The 17,450-nt window shown below is 63.4% G+C and carries 14 protein-coding genes; 8 read left to right on the top strand and 6 right to left on the bottom strand.

The genetic code is table 11. The annotated features are described in order from the left end of the window. The first annotated feature begins 72 nt into the window (after nucleotides 1-72). Nucleotides 73-264 (top strand): hypothetical protein, encoded by a 192-nt coding sequence (locus Tal182_RS05220; protein ID WP_041678836.1) that lies wholly within the window; start codon nucleotides 73-75, stop codon nucleotides 262-264. A gap of 398 nt (nucleotides 265-662) precedes the next feature. Further along, nucleotides 663-938, top strand: coding sequence for a hypothetical protein (locus Tal182_RS05215; RefSeq protein WP_064800964.1), 276 nt, complete (start codon nucleotides 663-665; stop codon nucleotides 936-938). A 10-nt stretch (nucleotides 939-948) separates the two neighbouring features. Here Tal182_RS05215 and ppdK read toward each other — a convergent pair whose 3' ends face one another. Continuing rightward, nucleotides 949-3,615 carry a pyruvate, phosphate dikinase gene (gene ppdK, locus Tal182_RS05210; protein WP_085858362.1) on the bottom strand — a complete coding sequence of 889 codons (2,667 nt, stop codon included), beginning with the start codon at nucleotides 3,613-3,615 and terminating at the stop codon, nucleotides 949-951. 185 nt (nucleotides 3,616-3,800) lie between these two features. Continuing rightward, on the bottom strand, nucleotides 3,801-3,959 hold the full coding sequence (locus tag Tal182_RS32120; protein WP_164517758.1) for a hypothetical protein: 159 nt from the start codon (nucleotides 3,957-3,959) through the stop codon (nucleotides 3,801-3,803). Nucleotides 3,960-4,441: 482 nt separating this feature from the next. On the opposite strand from Tal182_RS32120, the gene Tal182_RS05200 reads away from it, so the two are divergent. From Tal182_RS05200 to Tal182_RS05185, 4 genes are all read left to right on the top strand, one after another. Further along, nucleotides 4,442-5,092: a glutathione S-transferase family protein gene (locus Tal182_RS05200; RefSeq protein WP_085858358.1), complete on the top strand. Its 651-nt coding sequence runs from the start codon at nucleotides 4,442-4,444 to the stop codon at nucleotides 5,090-5,092. Nucleotides 5,093-5,691: 599 nt separating this feature from the next. Further along, nucleotides 5,692-6,465: a hypothetical protein gene (locus Tal182_RS05195; protein ID WP_085858356.1), complete on the top strand. Its 774-nt coding sequence runs from the start codon at nucleotides 5,692-5,694 to the stop codon at nucleotides 6,463-6,465. Continuing rightward, the gene (locus tag Tal182_RS05190) at nucleotides 6,462-7,541 is read left to right on the top strand and encodes a toxic anion resistance protein (RefSeq protein ID WP_085858354.1); all 1,080 of its coding nucleotides are present in this window, start codon (nucleotides 6,462-6,464) and stop codon (nucleotides 7,539-7,541) included. The genes Tal182_RS05195 and Tal182_RS05190 overlap by 4 nt, the downstream gene beginning before the upstream one ends. Beyond that, on the top strand, nucleotides 7,534-9,639 hold the full coding sequence (locus Tal182_RS05185) for a hypothetical protein (protein WP_245344811.1): 2,106 nt from the start codon (nucleotides 7,534-7,536) through the stop codon (nucleotides 9,637-9,639). The genes Tal182_RS05190 and Tal182_RS05185 overlap by 8 nt, the downstream gene beginning before the upstream one ends. Before the next feature lie 159 nt (nucleotides 9,640-9,798). Here Tal182_RS05185 and Tal182_RS05180 read toward each other — a convergent pair whose 3' ends face one another. The 4 genes from Tal182_RS05180 to Tal182_RS05160 form a co-directional block, all read right to left on the bottom strand. Beyond that, nucleotides 9,799-13,260, bottom strand: coding sequence for a chromosome segregation SMC family protein (locus Tal182_RS05180; RefSeq protein WP_085858352.1), 3,462 nt, complete (start codon nucleotides 13,258-13,260; stop codon nucleotides 9,799-9,801). A gap of 324 nt (nucleotides 13,261-13,584) precedes the next feature. Then, nucleotides 13,585-14,361 (bottom strand): DsbA family protein, encoded by a 777-nt coding sequence (locus tag Tal182_RS05175; RefSeq protein WP_064800960.1) that lies wholly within the window; start codon nucleotides 14,359-14,361, stop codon nucleotides 13,585-13,587. 425 nt (nucleotides 14,362-14,786) lie between these two features. After that, the gene (locus tag Tal182_RS05165) at nucleotides 14,787-15,062 is read right to left on the bottom strand and encodes a type II toxin-antitoxin system ParD family antitoxin (protein WP_085858350.1); all 276 of its coding nucleotides are present in this window, start codon (nucleotides 15,060-15,062) and stop codon (nucleotides 14,787-14,789) included. Nucleotides 15,063-15,138: 76 nt separating this feature from the next. After that, entirely contained in the window at nucleotides 15,139-15,630 is a 492-nt protein-coding gene (locus tag Tal182_RS05160; protein ID WP_064805944.1) for a DUF721 domain-containing protein, read from the bottom strand. A 96-nt stretch (nucleotides 15,631-15,726) separates the two neighbouring features. Between Tal182_RS05160 and mutY the strand changes: the two genes are divergently transcribed. Then, nucleotides 15,727-16,830, top strand: coding sequence for an A/G-specific adenine glycosylase (mutY, locus tag Tal182_RS05155; RefSeq protein WP_085858348.1), 1,104 nt, complete (start codon nucleotides 15,727-15,729; stop codon nucleotides 16,828-16,830). 2 nt (nucleotides 16,831-16,832) lie between these two features. After that, nucleotides 16,833-17,447 carry an HAD family phosphatase gene (locus Tal182_RS05150; protein ID WP_085858346.1) on the top strand — a complete coding sequence of 205 codons (615 nt, stop codon included), beginning with the start codon at nucleotides 16,833-16,835 and terminating at the stop codon, nucleotides 17,445-17,447. Nucleotides 17,448-17,450: the final 3 nt, after the last annotated feature.

Below are 17,450 nucleotides of genomic sequence, written 5' to 3'. Positions count from 1 at the left end.
AGAGGAATCGCCGGCGGCGAAAGTGGAACCATCTGCCTGGGCTGCCGTTCCTTTTTTCAAAAGGAGGCGATCATGCCCAACAGAGACCCGATACCGAATGCCGATACCCCACGCGGCCCGACGCCGACACCCGGCATTCCCGACCGAACCCAGGAAAAACCACCGCTGACACCGGCACAGGACCCCGGCGATACGAAAAACCCGCAAGACCCGCCGCTCGATCCGGCGCTGCTGCCGATCGGGGATCCGGCTGGGGCGGCGTGAAAGCCTGATGAGAGCGCATACTCACGCTCCCTCCTTCCTGTCCTCAGGACTTTGCCCGAGGGATGTCACAGGAATGAGGGAGAATGAGGAGAGTGCCCTCAGCCGATCTCCCCCCTTGTGGGGGAGATGTCCGGCAGGACAGAGGGGGTGCCCCTGCCGCTACGCGAACCAAAACAAAGGGCACGATCACCATAATTGATAGTATGAAAGCCGTCCGACTGCGACGCACTGAGGGCTTTGAACCCCCCTCTGCCCTGCCGGGCATCTCCCCCACAAGGAGCGAGATCGGCAGGTGGCCGGCGCCTCGCGAAAAACGGGCGCTTCTCCCGGGGCGGCAGTCGCAACTTGACGCCAACACCCGAATGGCATTTCCTTCTGGAAAAGCAAGGAATACCCCGATGCGCGTCCCTCTTATCTTCACCCTCCTCGCCCTCGCCGCCAGCCTTTCCGCCTGCCAGACGATGACGCCGGAGGAGCGGCGGGCGGCGGATGAGCAGCGGTGCCTAAGCTATGGTTTCCGCCGCGGCACGGATGGGTTTGCCACCTGCCTGCAGCGCATCGATCTCGACCGGCGGGCGGAATCGCGGGCTGCGAGCGCGGAGATGATGGACCGCATGGCCTGGGATCTGAACGGGCCCTATGTCTACCGCGACCGCTGGCGCTATCGTCACTGACGAGCCCGGCTTACCTGCTCGCTGCAATGACCGCCTGCGCCGCCGCCAATCTGGCGATCGGCACGCGAAACGGCGAGCAGGAGACGTAATCGAGGCCGATCGTTTCGCAGAAGCGGATCGAGGCCGGGTCGCCGCCATGTTCGCCGCAGATGCCGAGCTTCATGTCGTTGCGGGTGCGCCGGCCGCGTTCGGCAGCGATGCTGATCAATTCGCCGACACCGTCGAAATCGAGCGAGATGAACGGGTCGTGCTCGATGATGCCCTTGCGCTGGTAGGTGGGGATGAAGGCCGACGCATCGTCGCGCGAGATGCCGAAAGTGGTCTGCGTCAGGTCGTTGGTGCCGAAGGAGAAGAATTCGGCCGCCTCGGCGATTACATGGGCGCGAAGGGCGGCACGCGGCAGCTCGATCATCGTGCCGACGAGATAATCGATCTTCATGCCGGCCTCGCGCATCACATCGCCGGCGATGGCATCGATGCAGGCCTTGACGTAATCGAGCTCGGAGCGCAGGCCGACGAGCGGCACCATGATCTCGGGCACGACGGCCGCTCCGGTCTCCTGGGCGGCCGCCACCGCCGCCTCGAAGATGGCGCGGGCCTGCATTTCGACGATCTCGGGATAGGAGATCGCCAGCCGGCAGCCGCGATGGCCGAGCATCGGGTTGAACTCGTGCAGCGCGTCGACGCGCTGGCGCAGCGCCAAGGGCTCCATGCCCATGGCAAAGGCGACTTCGGCCACCTCGTCATCGGTCTTCGGCAGGAATTCGTGCAGCGGCGGATCGAGCAGTCGGATCGTTACCGGCAGGCCGTGCATGACGGTGAAGAGGCCGGTGAAATCCAGGCGCTGCATCGGCAGGAGCTTGTCGAGCGCCAGCCGCCTGCCCTTCTCATCCTCGGCAAGGATCATCTCGCGCATGACATGGATGCGCTCGCCCTCGAAGAACATGTGCTCGGTGCGGCAAAGGCCGATGCCTTCGGCGCCGAAAGAGCGGGCGGCGCGGGCATCGGCCGGCGTATCGGCATTGGTGCGGACCGTCATGCGCCGGACACGGTCGGCCCAGCCCATGATGCGGCCGAAATCGCCTGATAGTTCCGGCTGGATCATCGGCACCTCGCCCTTCAGCACCTGGCCGGCGGAGCCGTCGATGGTGATGACATCGCCCTTCTTCAGCGTCACGCCGATGCCGAGCAGCCGCTCGTTGCGGCTATCGATGCGCATGGTGCCGGCACCGACGACGCAGGGGATGCCCATGCCGCGGGCGACGACCGCCGCATGGCTGGTCATGCCGCCGCGCGTCGTCAGGATGCCTTCGGCGGCATGCATGCCGTGAATATCCTCCGGGCTGGTCTCGACCCTCAGCAGAATGACCTTGCGGCCCTCGGCCTCCGCCTCGACCGCCTCTTCGGCGGTGAAGACGATGGCGCCGGTCGCAGCCCCCGGTGAGGCCGGCAGGCCGGTGCCGATCACCTGGCGGTTGACGCGCGGATCGATCGTCGGATGTAAGAGCTGATCGAGGCTCGAAGGTTCGATGCGCAGCACCGCCTCCTCCTCGGTGATCACTTTCTCATCGACCATATCGACGGCAATCTTCATGGCCGCCCGGGTCGAGCGTTTGCCGGCGCGGGTCTGCAGCATCCACAGCTTGCCGCGCTCGATGGTGAACTCGATATCCTGCATGTCGCGGTAATGGATCTCGAGCTCGGAACAGATGCGGCTGAGCTCGTGGAAGGCCTCCGGCATCAGCTTTTCCATCGAGGGCTTGTCGGAGCCGGAGGAAAGCCGCCCCTCCTCGGTGATGCTGTGCGGCGTGCGGATGCCGGCAACGACATCCTCCCCTTGCGCATTGACGAGGAATTCGCCGTAGAGCGCCTTTTCGCCGGTCGAAGGGTTGCGGGTGAAGGCAACGCCGGTCGCCGACGAATTGCCGAGATTGCCGAAGACCATCGCCTGAATATTGACGGCCGTGCCCCAGCCTTCCGGAATATTGTGCAGCTGGCGATAGGTGACGGCGCGCGCGCTCTTCCAGCTGGAAAAGACCGCGCCGACCGCGCCCCAGAGCTGGACTTCCGGATCCTGCGGGAAGTGCTGTCCCAGTTCCTCCTCGATCAGCCTTTTGTATAGGGAGACGATATGCTGCCATTCGGTGGCGCTGAGTTCGGTATCTAATTCATGGCCGAGCTTGGCCTTTTCGTCTTCGAGGATCTCCTCGAAGGCGTCGTTGCCGAGGCCCATGACGACGTCGGCATACATCTGGATGAAGCGGCGGTAGCTGTCCCAGGCAAAACGCGCGTCGCCGGCATCGTGGCCGAGCGCCTGTACGGTCTCGTCATTGAGGCCGAGATTGAGCACCGTGTCCATCATGCCGGGCATCGAGACGCGGGCGCCGGAGCGCACCGAAAGCAGGAGCGGCTGGCTGGTGGAGCCGAAATGGCGGCCGGTGATCGCCTCGATCGCCGCTATGCCGTCGCGCACCTCGGCCTTCAGCCGCTCGTCGATATGGCCGCCATTTTTATAATAGGTGTCGCAGGCATCGCTGACGATCGTCAGTCCCGGCGGAACGGGAAGGCCAAGAGCGCACATTTCAGCAAGATTGGCGCCCTTGCCGCCGAGCATCTCATGGTCGCGCGCGCCACCCTCAGCCTGCCCGTCGCCGAACCTGTAGACCCACTTGGTCATCTTCCCCCCAACACCACGGAAGGATCAGCGTGATCCCTCAGCTGTCGACAACGCCGCCAACTTCTCTTTCGTCATCCTCGGCCTTGTGCCGAGCATCTGCATCCGCTTGATAGGGCAGCAGATCCTCGGCACAAGGCCGAGGATGACGCCGAGTAGAAAGCGACGTCCGTCAACAAACTTAGGAATTAGCTTAATGCCTTGGTGTTGAAATGAAAATCCACAAATGCGGCGAAAATGCTGCGGCGCACAATAATTTTCGCAATCAAGCGGTCGAAGGCCTGAACCGCACCTGATGTGAACAAGGCATAAAAAAAGCTTTGCGGGACTGCAACAATGTCCCGCAAAGCCTTGTTTCCGTCCGGCCAGGAAAACCGGACGGGGGGTCCCTCAACCCAGGACGGTTCATGGAACCGCCCTGATCTTCGTTTGTGCAATACCTCAGGATTTCCCGGGATTGCTCAAACACCTTCCGGGTCCTTGCCCTCTACCCGGAAAGCGCATCGCAAATTCGACAATACGCAACGCTGACCGCCCGCTTTTCAGCAAAGTCATCAGGTTGCGTTGAAACAACTTCTAATGCAAGTCAGAGAAAAGAGCATCATCCAAATGGGGTACGGACCCCAAGACAGCCGACCTTTTTTGGTGTTTATCGCCGAATGCGGGAAAATTGCGCGCGATTTGTGCGGAGTCCGTCTCGAGCGAGTCCCGACCGGCCGATGAACAACCGCCTTGTCGTCGATGCGACCCTCTCGAAACGAGACGGCGGTGAGTGTCGGAATTCCGTTGGGCCACACGTCTTCAATGCAGACTAGCGATGGAGAAAGCGATGACGATCACCATTACCGCCTTTGAACGTTCGCCCGATCGCGGCCGGGGACTGGCGCGCGACATGCGGGTTCGCTGGGCGCTCGAGGAAGCGGGCCAGCCCTATGAGGTTCGCCTCGTCTCATTCGAGACGATGAAGCAGCCGGCGCATCTGGCGCGCCAGCCTTTCGGGCAGATCCCGACCTATGAGGAAGGCGATCTTACCCTGTTCGAATCCGGCGCGATCGTCCTGCATATCGCCGAGCGCCATGGCAGCCTGTTGCCGGAGAATGCCAATGGCCGGGCGCGGGCGATCGCCTGGATGTTTGCGGCGCTCAATACGGTGGAGACGCCGATCTTCGAGCACAGCCTCGCCAGGATCCTCGAGCGCGACGAGCCCTGGTACGAGCAGCGCCTGCGTGCCCTCGAGGGCAGCATCCGCAAACGGCTGGACAGTCTTTCCGCTCATCTCGGCGATGCCGACTGGCTCGATGGCACCTTCAGCGCCGGTGACTTGCTGATGGTGTCGGTGCTGCTGCGGCTGAAGTCAGCCAATATCCTCGACGATTATCCGAGCCTCGCCGCCTATGTCGCCCGCGGCGAAGCGCGGCCGGCCTATCAACGCGCCTTCGCCGCCCAGCTCGCAGTGTTCCAGGCCGCATCGGGCGGGTGATCAGGGATCATGCCGGGAGGACCATCGGGATGAGTCATTGATTGCTTCGCATTCCGGCGTTTTCGCCTCTCCGTCCATGCGGCTGGCACTGAGTGAACAGCGATGGCGTTGACCGCAGAGAAATAGAAGCCGTGTGCCTGGTTGTGGATCCCAGGGTCAAGCCCTGGGATGACGGAGGGTGGGGCTGGCGTTCTCGCCAAACGCACCGGCGATGCAGCTTGGGGCGCCGCCCTCGCAGTTCGCTTCACTGGGCCCATGCGGCTCGTGGGCCTTGGCGCGCCACTACTGCTCCGTCAACCCCACACCATCCCTCCACCAACAGTCCGCCCAGGATCGCCCGTGGATCCCGGGGTCAAGCCTGGTCAAGCCCTCGGATGACGGAGAGTGTAGTGGCTTTGTTGCCAGACGCACGGGCAATGCAGCTTGCTCCGTCGCGCCCGTCGTAGCTTCATCGCGCAGGGAGCGACCAGACCTCTCCTCGGTGATCCCAGGCTTGGCTGCACAGCCGCCAAATAATGCCATGCCCGTAAAAGGCGTGCGAGCAGATTCATTCTATTTTCAATTTTCGCGCGGAGATTGCGGTTCAAAAGCCTTATCCTGTGAGCCCCATCGTGATTGCCCCTGGCGCCAAGCATTTCAATTCCACTGCGGACAATTTGCCCACCGTGGGCGATGAGCAGTCCTCTCTGCCGCAGGCGATCGACGACAAGGCGATCGCCGCCCTTGATATGGCGGCCCGCTCGCCGAAGATGGACAATGATATTCTGAGTTCGGCCCCGGCCCGCGACATCCGCAGTTTTGCCAATGAGCTCGTTGAAATGCTGGAGGGTATCGACCTCCAGAAGATGCTGCGCAAGCAGGGACCGATCGGCCGATTCACCGGCGCAGCCGTCGAAGCCCGCCTGAAGTTCGAGCTTGCCAGCCACAGGGTCGCCGACCTCTTCCGGCAGCTGAGCCGGGCGGCGCAGGTCGGCAAACGCATCCGGGGAATTCTTGACGAAACGCGGTTGCAGCTCATCGGCGAGCAGGAGCGTCTTGCCGGCGTGATTTCGGATGGCCAGCGGCTGCTTTCGCAGTCGAGCGGCTCGGATCTTTCTCTCGTCGCCAGGTTTGAACGACGGCTTGCCAACATCATGGCGATGGAGGCAGCCAACGCGCTGACGATCCAGCAGATCGAGCTCTCGGCCAGTGTGCTTGATTCGTTGCTCGACAGGTTCACCGACATCGAAACGCTATTGTTGCCTCTTTGGCAGCGAAACGCGCTGGCGATCATTCACGGCGAGGCCGTAAGACCGCGCAGTTCCGCCGCAACTGCGTTTCTCGATGCCCACAGCAATCTCATAGGCTTCCTGAAGAGGGTTGGACAAGAATGATCAAGGCAGCATTGCCATTGCACAACAGCCAAAGTGCCGCCGTCAGCGACCACTCGATCGATCCGGAAGTCGCTCGTCTGGCCGCGACGATCGACCTGCAGTCGGCGCTGTCGATCCAGCAGTTCGGCCGGGAAGTCGCCGAGCGCTCATCCCAATATGCCGATGAGATCCTGCAAACGGCGCGGGCGACCGACCTCGACGGCACCGGGGCGCAACTGAACGAGATCGTCCTCGCAGCGCAGCAGTTCAACCTGTCGTCACTCGACAGTTCGGTCGGACGAATTCCTGTTATCGGCGGCCTCCTGAAGCGGATCGCGCGCACGAAGGAACGCGCCGTCGCCCGGTTCGATACCGTCAAAGGCCAGGTCGACAAGCTCGTGGCGCAAATCGAGACAACGGCCCAAACGCTGTCGCGGCGAAATCAAGACTACCAGCTGATGTATGAGGGCGTGCGCGCCGAATATGTCGCGCTCGGCCAGCACGTCCAGGCAATCGAATTGCGGCTTCGCAACATGGAGGCGGAAATCGGCCGCCAGAACGGCGCCTCCGGCGACCTCGCCTCGAGCGAATATCTGGCCGTGCTCGAAGCAAACCGTCAGCAGCTTTCGAAGCGGGCGGACGATATGCGCGTGCTTCAGCATGCGGCCATGCAGACCCTGCCGATGGTTCGCATCATCCAGGCAAACAATCTCGCGCTCGTCGACAAATTCCAGACGATCCGCCAGTTGACCTTGCCGGCGTGGAAACGCGCCTTCATGCTGGCCCTGACCCTCGACGAGCAGAAAAGCGCCGTCGCATTGGCCGACAGCATAGACAGCGCCACCAATGACATCATGCGCAGGAATGCCGAGCTCCTGCATCAGAACTCCGTGGCGACGGCGAAATCCAACCAGCGCTTGGTCGTCGACGTGGAAACGCTGCAGCATGTTCACGATAAGATCCTGCTGACGCTGACCGACGTTCGCGATGCCCATGAGAAGGGAGCGACGGACCGCCGTCAGGCGATCGGCGAGCTCGAACGCCTTCGCGGCGAGATGCTGTCCGGCGTGAAGGCCGCCGGAGCTGACGGTGGCTGACGCCTCGGCTTTCGGCAGGCGCATGGCCGGCCCGGCCTCGGCTGCGGCGACTCCCATACCGGAAAAGATCGATCAGACCGGTGAAGAAGAGCATGCCGGACTGGGCCGCCGGTCCAATCTGCTGTCGCTGCTGTCACAGGGATCGGCTTTCGCCGGCTTCATGCTGCTCTTCGCAGCCGCCTATACATGGCCGTCAGATCCGACCGATCTCAGGATGTTGGGCGGCTCGATCTACGTGCTCGACGGCTTCACCAATGCCCTTGGCCTGTCGGGCGTCAAATCCACGGACGCCCCAGTTGAGACCGGGCTCGCGAACCTGCCCTATCATGCGCATTATGTCTCCTTCATCATCGCCCTTGCGACCGCCGGAATGATCATCCGGGGGCGTTGGTTTTTCACGGGCCTGGCAGTCGCATTCTTTTTGATATGCTGGGCATTGTTCGGACGGGCAGAAGTGCTCGCCCCCTTCGCATTCGCCTTTTTCGCCTTCATTGGCCTAGCATTTTATGCTCCGCTTTCCCGCCGCGCGATCATTGCCATTGTTGTCCTCGGCATCCCGGGCACCCCTATTGTCGGCGGAGTGATGTACGAGTTTTCGCGGGATTTCAGCGCTCGGCCGACCTATGAGAAATACAGGGTCATCCGCCCCTCGGATTTACCGGCAAGCATCTACCAGGCTGCCGCTGATGCGAACGGAGATCATCGGACGCAACCGGATGGAAACGCGAGGATCATGCCGTATTTTCTGGCGCAGGCGGAGGCCTTTCGCGGCAATGTGGCTGCTGCCGCGGCCGCACTCGACAAGCTGGAAAGAAGCGGCTTCCTTCTGAATAATTTCGATCAAAGCCGTTTTCAGGCGATCCGGAACTTCGCGCTGGCCTCCGGCGGTTTTGGGCCGCAGGCGCGCGAAAAGTTCCTGGCCGGCAATGCCGCTCAATCGCAAAAGGCCTATCTGCTGTTATCGGCCGCATTGTTCTTTGCAATCGCCGCGCCGCTGACGAATGGGCTCGGCTGGTGGATCGTGCGCCGAAGCCGAAGGGTTTTGTCGATCGAGCGCGAGCTGCAAGAGCGCCGTGCCAACCTGCCGGACGCCGTCAAACGCGCGGCAGGCGTGTTCGGCAGCCGCATCGCAAACAAACTGCCCAAACCGTCTTCGATTGCCAATGGCGAGCGCGCGGTCGACGCAATCACCTCCCGCGCACGCGGCTACCTTCTGTTTGTCCTTGGCCTTCTGGCTTTTGCCGCGCTATCAGCTTTCGCGGCTTATTGGGTCTGGCTGCCTGAGGCGGCTGATAACACCGCCTTCCATTTCGTGGCGCTTGCCGGAAGTGCGGCCGATTATGCACAGCGGAACGGCGTTGCCGTCATCGCCGGCGCTGACGACTGGACGGTCGGGCCCCTATTGCTGAATTGGCTCAAATATCCGATATGCCTTGCCGCGATCGTTCTTGCCACGCGCCGATCGCGATATCTCGGCGCCGTGAGCGCGATGGCTTTCGTTGCGTTCTTCGCACTCGATGATTATCGATTTTCCCAGCACTCGCGTCGTGAAGCCCTGCCCCAGCAATTCTCGCAGCGCCTTCGTTCGGAGCTCTATCTCGCCGCCGGCGCGGCATACCCCAGCCCCATAACTCTGCCACAGCCCGTCACCGACGGATCCGGAGGCCTGGGCGTCAATCTTCGTGGTTCGATCGCGGTGGGCAAGACGTCCGCTTCCGCCCCTCCGCCCATGGAGATCGACCCTTCGCTCGCGGCCTATACGCTTGCACAGATCGCCTATCTAGAGGGGAATGTCGTCGATGCATCGACCTTCCTCAACCAGATCAGGGAAGTGAAGGTTTTGTACGCCGATGTTCATTGCGGGCGCTTGGCTCTGATGCGGGATTGGATCTCGGCCAATGGCTACACGGCGAATGCGATGCATTGGCTCAATACCGATTTTCCGTCGCTGGTGCGGCGGTTGGGAAGGTGGCTGCTGACGCTTTCGATCGCAAGCTTGGGGCTCGCGGTGCTTGTCACACTCTTGGTCGCAATCGCCGTTGCCCGGCGTCGCCGGATCGAAGCCCTTCTGAAAGAGCGCAGCCGATATCAGCTTTAGTCGCGCTCCTGCGGAAGCAAAGAGCCACCGCTCAAGCCGCAGGATGGCCGGAGACCAATGCGGCGACGCATCCGACCGGTATGCGCCTCTTGCCGCTCCGTCCCCTCAATCTCCGTCATCCCAGGCCTTGAGCCTGGGATCCACAGCCCCATGCAAACCTCACGCAATCTCGCGCAGGCGCTCGGCGGTCTGCAGGTCGACGGAGACCAGGGTGGAGACGCCCTGTTCGGCCATGGTGACGCCGAAGAGGCGGTTCATGCGGGCCATGGTGATCGGATTGTGGGTGATGATGACGAAGCGGGTTTCGGTCGAAGCCGCCATTTCGTCCATCAGGTTGCAATAGCGCTCGACATTGTGGTCGTCGAGCGGCGCGTCCACCTCGTCGAGCACGCAGATCGGCGCCGGATTGGTGAGGAAGACGGCAAAGATCAGCGCCATCGCCGTCAGCGCCTGCTCGCCGCCCGAGAGCAGCGTCATCGTCTGCGGCTTCTTGCCGGGCGGGCGGGCCAGGATTTCGAGGCCGGCTTCGAGCGGATCGTCGGATTCGATCAGCTGCAGTTCGGCCGTGCCACCGCCGAACAGATGGGTGAACAGCCTCTGGAACTGGCCGTTGACGACGTCGAAGGCGGCGACCAGGCGCTCGCGGCCCTCGCGGTTCAGACTCTGGATGGCGCCGCGCAGCTTGCGGATCGCGTCGATGACGTCGTCGCGCTCCTTGATCAGGGCTTCGAGCTTTTCGCTCAGCTCCTTCTGCTCCTCGTCGGCGCGCAGGTTGACGGCGCCGAGCCGCTCGCGCTCCATCTTCAACCGCTCGAGATCGCGCTCGACCTCGCGCGGATCGGGCAGCGCCTGCATCGGCTGCAGCCCGGCGAGCCGCAGTGCTTCATGCGGCGGCACGTTCAGCGCCTCGCGAATGCGGACCTCGCTTTCGTGCCGCCGTTCGCGGGCCGAGACCAGGCGCTCTTCGGCGCGGCCGCGGCGTTCGCGATATTCGGCAAGTTCGGAAAGCGCGGTCGCCGCCTTGTGGTCGGCCTCGCGCTGGATACGTTCGGCTTCGGCCAGCAGATCGCCGGCGTTGCGGCGCGCCTCCTCGGCCTTCTGCAATTCGCTGAGCAGGGCGCGGCGCTTGTCGTCGAATTCATCCGGCGCCATTTCCAGATCGGCCGCCTCTTCGCGCGCCTCTTCCTCGCGCTCGCGCAGCGTGGCGACGTGATCCTCGCCGCTTTCCGCCCGTTGGCGCCAGGTCTCGCGCTCCTGGCCGATCGCGATGATGCGGCGCTGGCGGGCCTCGTTTTCCCTTGCCAGGCTTTCATGACGGGCGCGGGCCTCGGCGAGCGTGCCGCGGTCGGTCGCGACCTCCGCCTGCTGGAAGCGCAGCCGCTCATCGATCTCGGTCAGATCGGGCGCATCCTCCAGCTCGATGCGGGCATTTTCCTCCTGGATGCCGATCTCTTCCAATTGCGCGCCAAGCTGGCTCGCGGCCTCGCTGACGACGTCGCGGCGGCGGATCAGATCGCCGGACGCACGCTCGGCGGCAGCCAGCGCCTCGCGCGCTTCAGCCAGATGACGCGCCGACAGCCGGCTCATGTCGCGGGCCTCGGCCAGCCGCCGCTCCTCGATGCGGATCGCTTCGGCCGCCGCTGTCTGCCGCTCCTCGGCCTCGGCAAGCACGTCGCGGGCGATTGCCGCTTCGCTTTCGAGTTCGGCCAGGCGGTTTTTCTGGGCAAGGCGCAGCGCTGCTGCGCTCGGCGCGTCGGCACCGGTGACATGGCCATCCCAGCGATAGACCGCACCCTCCTTCGTCACCAGCCGCTGGCCGGGTTTCAAGACCGCCATCAGGCGTCCCGCATCGCCATCGGCGACGAGGCCGATCTGGCGCAGGCGGCGGGTGAGAGCTGATGGCGCGCTGATATGGGCGATGAGCGGCGTGACGCCCGGCGGAAGCGCCGGATCGCCGGCGCCATCGCCATTGACAGACCAATGGGCCGGCGCCTCGGCATCGAGCGGCGATTCCAGATCGTCGCCAAGTGCTGCTCCCAGCGCCGTTTCGAAGCCGCGGTCGACCTTCAGTTCTTCGGCAACCGGCGCAAATTTCCCGGACGCCGCACCGGCGGCGAGCATGCGGGAAATGGTGCGGGCCTCGGTTTCCAGCGCATTCAGGCCGGCGCGGGCCTGATCGACCGGGGCCCGCGACAATGCCTCGGCCTGGCGGGCGGCGGCCAGCGCCTGTTCGACCGTCTGGACGGCGGCTTCGGCATCGGCAAGTGCGATTTCGCCGGCCTCGACGATCGCCCGCTTCTCGTCGGGATCCGGCAGGCCTGAAATCTTCTCGCCGATAGCCGCAAGTTCCTGGTTGGCCTCGTTCATCTGCCGCTCGAGGCGCATGCGGCGGTCGGCGAGATCGCGGATGGCACGCTCCAGCTGGTTGCGGCCGGCGGCGGCTTCCGCGCGCTCGGCCGTCAGTTGGGTGAAGACGCGTTCGCTGTCGGCAAGTTTTGCCGCCGCCCCTTCGAAGGCTTCGCGGCTCTCCTCGGCATGGCGGCCGGAATCGGCCAGCACCTCTGAAATCTCGACCTCTTCGGCGTCGAGCTTGGCGAGGATGACGGCATTGTCGGCCACCAGCCGCTCCTCGCGGCGGATATCCTCGGCAAGCTGGGCGAGACGGCGGGTCAGCTCGTCGCGGCGGCGCAGGATGCGGCCGGCATCCTCCTCCAGCTGGCTTCTGGCGATCTGCAAGCGCTGCAGGGCGGCGGCGGCACGCGCCTCGCCCTCGCGCAGTTCCGGCAGCTTCAGGCTGGCGATGCCCTGCTGCTTGGCGGCCTCCATCTGGATCTGCGCCTTTTCGGCGACGATGACGGTTGCCTGGTTGAGGGCGCTGTCGGCCTCGGCCTCGGCTTCCTTGGCCTGCACCCAGCGAATATGCAGCAGCATCGCCTCGCGGGCGCGGATATCGGCCGATAGCGTCTTGAAGCGGTTGGCCTGGCGGGCCTGGCGCTTCAGGCTCTCGATCTGGCTTTCGAGCTGCGAGGTGACGTCGTCGAGACGTTCGAGATTGGTTTCGGCGGCGCGCAGCCGCAGTTCGGCCTCGTGGCGGCGCGAATGCAGGCCCGATATGCCGGCCGCCTCTTCGAGGAGCTGGCGGCGGGCCTGCGGCTTTGCCTGGATCAGCTCGCCGATGCGGCCCTGGCCGACCATCGACGGCGAGCGGGCGCCGGTGGAGGCGTCGGCAAACAGCAGCTGCACGTCCTTGGCGCGGCTTTCCTTGCCGTTGATGCGATAGAGCGAGCCCTGCTCGCGCTCGATGCGGCGGGTGACCTGGATCTCGTCGGCGTCGTTGAAGGCAGCGGGCGCGGTGCGCTCGCCATTGTCGAGATAGAGCGCCACTTCGGCGGTGTTGCGGGCCGGGCGGTTGCCGGAACCGGAGAAGATCACGTCGTCCATGCCGGAGGCGCGCATGTTCTTGTAGGAATTCTCGCCCATCACCCAGCGCAGCGCTTCGACGAGGTTGGACTTGCCGCAGCCGTTCGGGCCGACGACACCGGTCAGCCCCCGCTCGATGATGAATTCCGTCGGCTCGACGAAGGATTTGAAGCCGACCAGGCGCAGCTTGTTGAACTTCATGCAGAAGCTCCGGGGCGCTCAGAGGGCTTGGAACCCCGCTCTGCCCTGCCGGGCATCTCCGCCACAGGTGGGGAGATCGGCAAGTGGCTAGGGCTTCCCCAAACAATAGAACGCTTACGCAGCGCAGTCGTGAGAGGGGTCACGATGGATGAGACGTTCCCCCCAGCCGATCTCCCCCCTTGTGGGGGTCCGAAGGACGGGTCGAGACCCGTGGCTCGACCCCGGGTCCGGCAGGACAGAGGGGGGTGTTCCCCGCCACTACGCAGCCACAAAAAAACGGGCGCACAGCTTTCGCCGTCGCCCGTTGTGGTCGAACGATCCGGTTCAGATGAGGCTGTCGATGAGCTTCGACATGGTGTCAACCGGCATGTCTCCAGAGTAGCGCTTGCCATTGATGAGGAAGGTTGGCGTGGCGTTGACGCCGAAATCCTTCGATCCCCTTTCCCGCGTGGCGTTCACTTCATCCAGAAGCTTCTGGTTCGTCAAGCATTTCGTGAAGCTATCCTCAGTAAATCCGGCAAGCTTCGACATCTGCAGCAGTGCGGCGCGGCCGTCATCGGCGGCGGCCCAGACCTGCTGCTGCTTGAACAGCATTGATACCATCGGGAAATACTGTTCCGGCGTGCTCAGCTGCTCCGGGTTGGACGCGCTGCAGCGGGCGAGCATGAAGGCGGCGGCGGCACGCGGGTCGAAGGGGAATTCGCGGATGATGAACTGCACCTTGCCGCTGTCGACATATTTCTGCTTGATGGCGTCGAAGGTGGTGTTGTGGAAATGGGCGCAATGCGGGCAGGTCATCGACATATATTCGACGATCTTGACCGGGGCATCGGCCTTGCCCAGCGCCATCTCCGGCAGCGCGCCGGGTTTCAGCACCTCGGCCATATCGACATCGCCGTCGGACTGAGGCATGTCGGTCCCCGAGGTGGCCGCCGTCTGCATGGTGTCGACATTGGTGCCGTCGGCCATGGTCTTGCCGGAAGACGATGCATCGGCAGCGTCCTTGCTGTCGTTGCAGGCGGCAAGCGCTGCGGCAGCTGCGGCGATGGCGATCCCACCCAGGAGGCGGCGTTTCGTCAGTTGCATTTCGGACATCTGCATGGGTTCCCCATAGGTAATGAGTGACGGCGTGACTGTGCGATATAACGCCTGACGGCCGCTCACAAGCCACGGTGAACCAACTTCCTTCAAAGAATTGTGACCGTGATGGGACCGAGAGCCCGAAATGCGTGATTCTCAGTTTCGGTGGAAGGCCGAAGGCGTATTCCGGCCAGCGTAGAACAGCTCAGCACTTGTACCCGATGCTTGGTGATCCGGTAAGCAATGGTCACACGCCGTTCGAATACCAAAATGCGGACGCCCGGAGCAAAATCCTCGCGCGGTGATCCCCTTTCCGGCATGTCTTCCAACTGATGACAGAATTGTCTCAACCGGCAATGAATTCGATCGCCGCCGGAAAATTATCGGCAGCAATGAATTCATAAATATCAAACAGATCCTTCTCCGCCCTGGGGCGAAACGCGACCTTAAACGCCACCGCGCCCAGCCTTCACGCGTTCGGCATGGAGATGTTCGAGCCGCTCAAACACCGTATCGGCATCAATATCCGGACCCGGATCGTCGATAGCCTCGCGAATTTTCTGGCGCATGATTTCGTCGATCGCATCTTCTTCCCGGTCGAGCGCGCGCAAAGCAGCGCGGATAACCTCGCTTGCAGAGCTATAGGCACCCGATTGCAGCCGGGCGTCCAAGCTTTTCTGCTGGCTGCCGAGCGTGACCGTAATGGGTTTGCTGCTGCGCATCCTGTGCCTCCGTCAGATGATTACAGTGTAATACACCCGTGGAGCACTTCAAGTGAAGTTTGACATTTGGCGCAGTTCATCGTCCCCGCTTGCCCATCACCGCGGTACCCAGCCGCTGGATCGCCTGGCGCAGCTTGTCGCCCTCGATCCCCTCCATCATGCCTTCCAGCTTGCGGGCGGCTTCGCCCTTCAGCGGCTGCGGGGTGCGGGAGCGGCGGGCGAGGTTTGAGACCGGCTTCTGGACGATGCGGATCTGGTGGACGGCGGCGAAGCCGAAGAAGCTGTTGATGCGCTGGATCAGTTCGCCCTGGGCATGGGTGAGGAAAAGCGCGCGCGCACCTTCGCAGGCGATCGTCAGCACGCCGGGGCGGAAGCTGCCGTCATCGCCGCCGCCGCGGGCCCAGGCGATCTTTTCCGGGCGGGTGCAATCGGCGAAATCCTCGCCGGCGATTTCGCTCCAGGAGCCGAGCAGCGCCGTGTTGATGCCGGCGCGGCGCGCCAGGACAGGATCGATCAGCCCGTTCGCCAGCTCGGAAATCTGCTTTGCACCTTTGCGTGGATAACTCATCGAAAACCTTGGGCGCTGCCGCGAAGTGACGGGACCGACTTGATCGCGCGGCATTGCTTCGCCAAGTATAGGCACTTCCCCCGATCCCGGCAAATCATGACGATCACGACACTCGACACGCCCTCCGCCAAGCCCCTGCTCGACTGGTACGACCGCCATCACCGCGACCTGCCCTGGCGGGTGACGCCCGGCATGGCGGCGCGCGGCGTCAAACCCGATCCCTATCGTGTCTGGCTGTCCGAAGTGATGCTGCAGCAGACGACCGTGCAGGCGGTCAAACCCTATTTCGAGAAGTTTCTTGAGCGCTGGCCCGAAGTGACCGATCTGGCCGCGGCCGAGAACGACGCTGTCATGGCCGCCTGGGCGGGGCTCGGCTATTATGCCCGCGCCCGCAATTTGAAGAAATGCGCCGAGGCCGTGGCGAAAGAGCATGGCGGCGTTTTTCCCGACACCGAAGAGGGCCTCAAATCGCTGCCCGGCATCGGCGATTATACCGCTGCAGCTGTCGCGGCCATCGCCTTCAACCGGCAGGCTGCCGTGATGGATGGCAATGTCGAGCGGGTGATCTCCAGGCTTTATGCGATCGAAACGCCCCTTCCGGCCGCCAAGCCGGCGATGAAGGCGAAGGTGGCGCTGCTGACGCCGTCAGGCCGGCCCGGCGATTTCGCCCAGGCAATGATGGATCTCGGAGCGACGATCTGCACGCCGAAGCGGCCGGCCTGTTCGCTCTGTCCGTTCCGCAATGCCTGTCAGGCACTGAAGCTTTCCGATCCCGAGCTCTTTCCGGTCAAGGCGGCGAAGAAGGAAAAGCCGGTGCGCCATGGCGCCGCTTTCGTCGCGGTGAGCGGCGATGGCGAGATCCTGCTGCGGCGGCGCGCCGAAAGCGGCCTGCTCGGCGGCATGACCGAGGTACCGACGACCGCCTGGACGGCGCGGCTCGACGGCGAGACCTCTTCTGCGGCCGCGCCCTTCGAGGCGGCCTGGCAGGCCTGCGGCACCGTGATCCATGTCTTCACCCATTTCGAGCTCCGGCTGTCGATCTGGCGGGCGGCAATCCCCGCAAAGCCGAAGCCGAGTGATGGCGTGAATGACGAATGGTGGGAGCCGGTTACAAATCTTGAAGCCCAGGCGTTACCGACCATCATGAAAAAAGCGATTGCAGCGGCTATTCCTCTCGCATTCAAAACAGCCAAGGCATGACCATGACGACTGAGATAAAACATATCGTTTTCGATATCGGCAAAGTCCTTATTCATTACGATCCGCATCTGCCCTTCGCCCGCCTCATCCCCGACGAGACCGAGCGCAACTGGTTCTTCGCCAATATCTGCACCCACGACTGGAACATCGAGCAGGACCGCGGCCGCACCTGGGAAGAGGCCGAGGCGCTGTTGATTGCCGAGCACCCGGCCCGCGAAGAGCACATCCGCGCTTTCCGCAAACACTGGCACGAGATGGTGCCGCACGCCTATGACGAGAGCGTCGCAATCATGGAAGGGCTGATCGCCGAAGGCCGCGACGTGACGATGCTGACCAACTTCGCCTCCGACACCTTCCGCGAGGCGCAGGAGCGCTTTCCCTTCCTCAAGCTGCCGCGCGGCGTGACCGTTTCCGGCGATGTCGGTCTGATCAAGCCGGATGCCGCGATCTACGACAGCCATACGAAGAGCTTCGGCCTCGATCCGAAGGCGACGATCTTCATCGACGACGCGCCTGTTAATGTCGAAGGCGCCAAGACCTTCGGCTGGAACGCGGTGCTGTTTTCGGGCGCCGAGAAGCTGCGCAGCGATCTCGCCGCTTACGGATTGAGGGTCTGAGAC

Origin of the sequence: Rhizobium sp. TAL182 (assembly GCF_002117725.1) — a bacterium.
Classification (GTDB): Bacteria; Pseudomonadota; Alphaproteobacteria; order Rhizobiales; family Rhizobiaceae; genus Rhizobium; species Rhizobium esperanzae.
The sequence above is the reverse complement of the archived record's forward strand: the minus strand, read 5'-3'. Positions and strand labels throughout refer to the sequence as shown.

Excerpts from the sequence above, each read along its gene's own strand:
- Tal182_RS05160 (WP_064805944.1), bottom strand. The coding sequence starts at position 15,630 with ATGAGTTATCCACGCAAAGGTGCAAAGCAGATTTCCGAGCTGGCGAAC.
- Tal182_RS05180 (WP_085858352.1), bottom strand. The coding sequence starts at position 13,260 with ATGAAGTTCAACAAGCTGCGCCTGGTCGGCTTCAAATCCTTCGTCGAG.
- ppdK (WP_085858362.1), bottom strand. The coding sequence starts at position 3,615 with ATGACCAAGTGGGTCTACAGGTTCGGCGACGGGCAGGCTGAGGGTGGC.
- Tal182_RS05190 (WP_085858354.1), top strand. The coding sequence starts at position 6,462 with ATGATCAAGGCAGCATTGCCATTGCACAACAGCCAAAGTGCCGCCGTC.
- mutY (WP_085858348.1), top strand. The coding sequence starts at position 15,727 with ATGACGATCACGACACTCGACACGCCCTCCGCCAAGCCCCTGCTCGAC.
- Tal182_RS05220 (WP_041678836.1), top strand. The coding sequence starts at position 73 with ATGCCCAACAGAGACCCGATACCGAATGCCGATACCCCACGCGGCCCG.
- Tal182_RS05175 (WP_064800960.1), bottom strand. The coding sequence starts at position 14,361 with ATGCAGATGTCCGAAATGCAACTGACGAAACGCCGCCTCCTGGGTGGG.
- Tal182_RS05215 (WP_064800964.1), top strand. The coding sequence starts at position 663 with ATGCGCGTCCCTCTTATCTTCACCCTCCTCGCCCTCGCCGCCAGCCTT.
- Tal182_RS05200 (WP_085858358.1), top strand. The coding sequence starts at position 4,442 with ATGACGATCACCATTACCGCCTTTGAACGTTCGCCCGATCGCGGCCGG.
- Tal182_RS05150 (WP_085858346.1), top strand. The coding sequence starts at position 16,833 with ATGACGACTGAGATAAAACATATCGTTTTCGATATCGGCAAAGTCCTT.
- Tal182_RS05165 (WP_085858350.1), bottom strand. The coding sequence starts at position 15,062 with ATGCGCAGCAGCAAACCCATTACGGTCACGCTCGGCAGCCAGCAGAAA.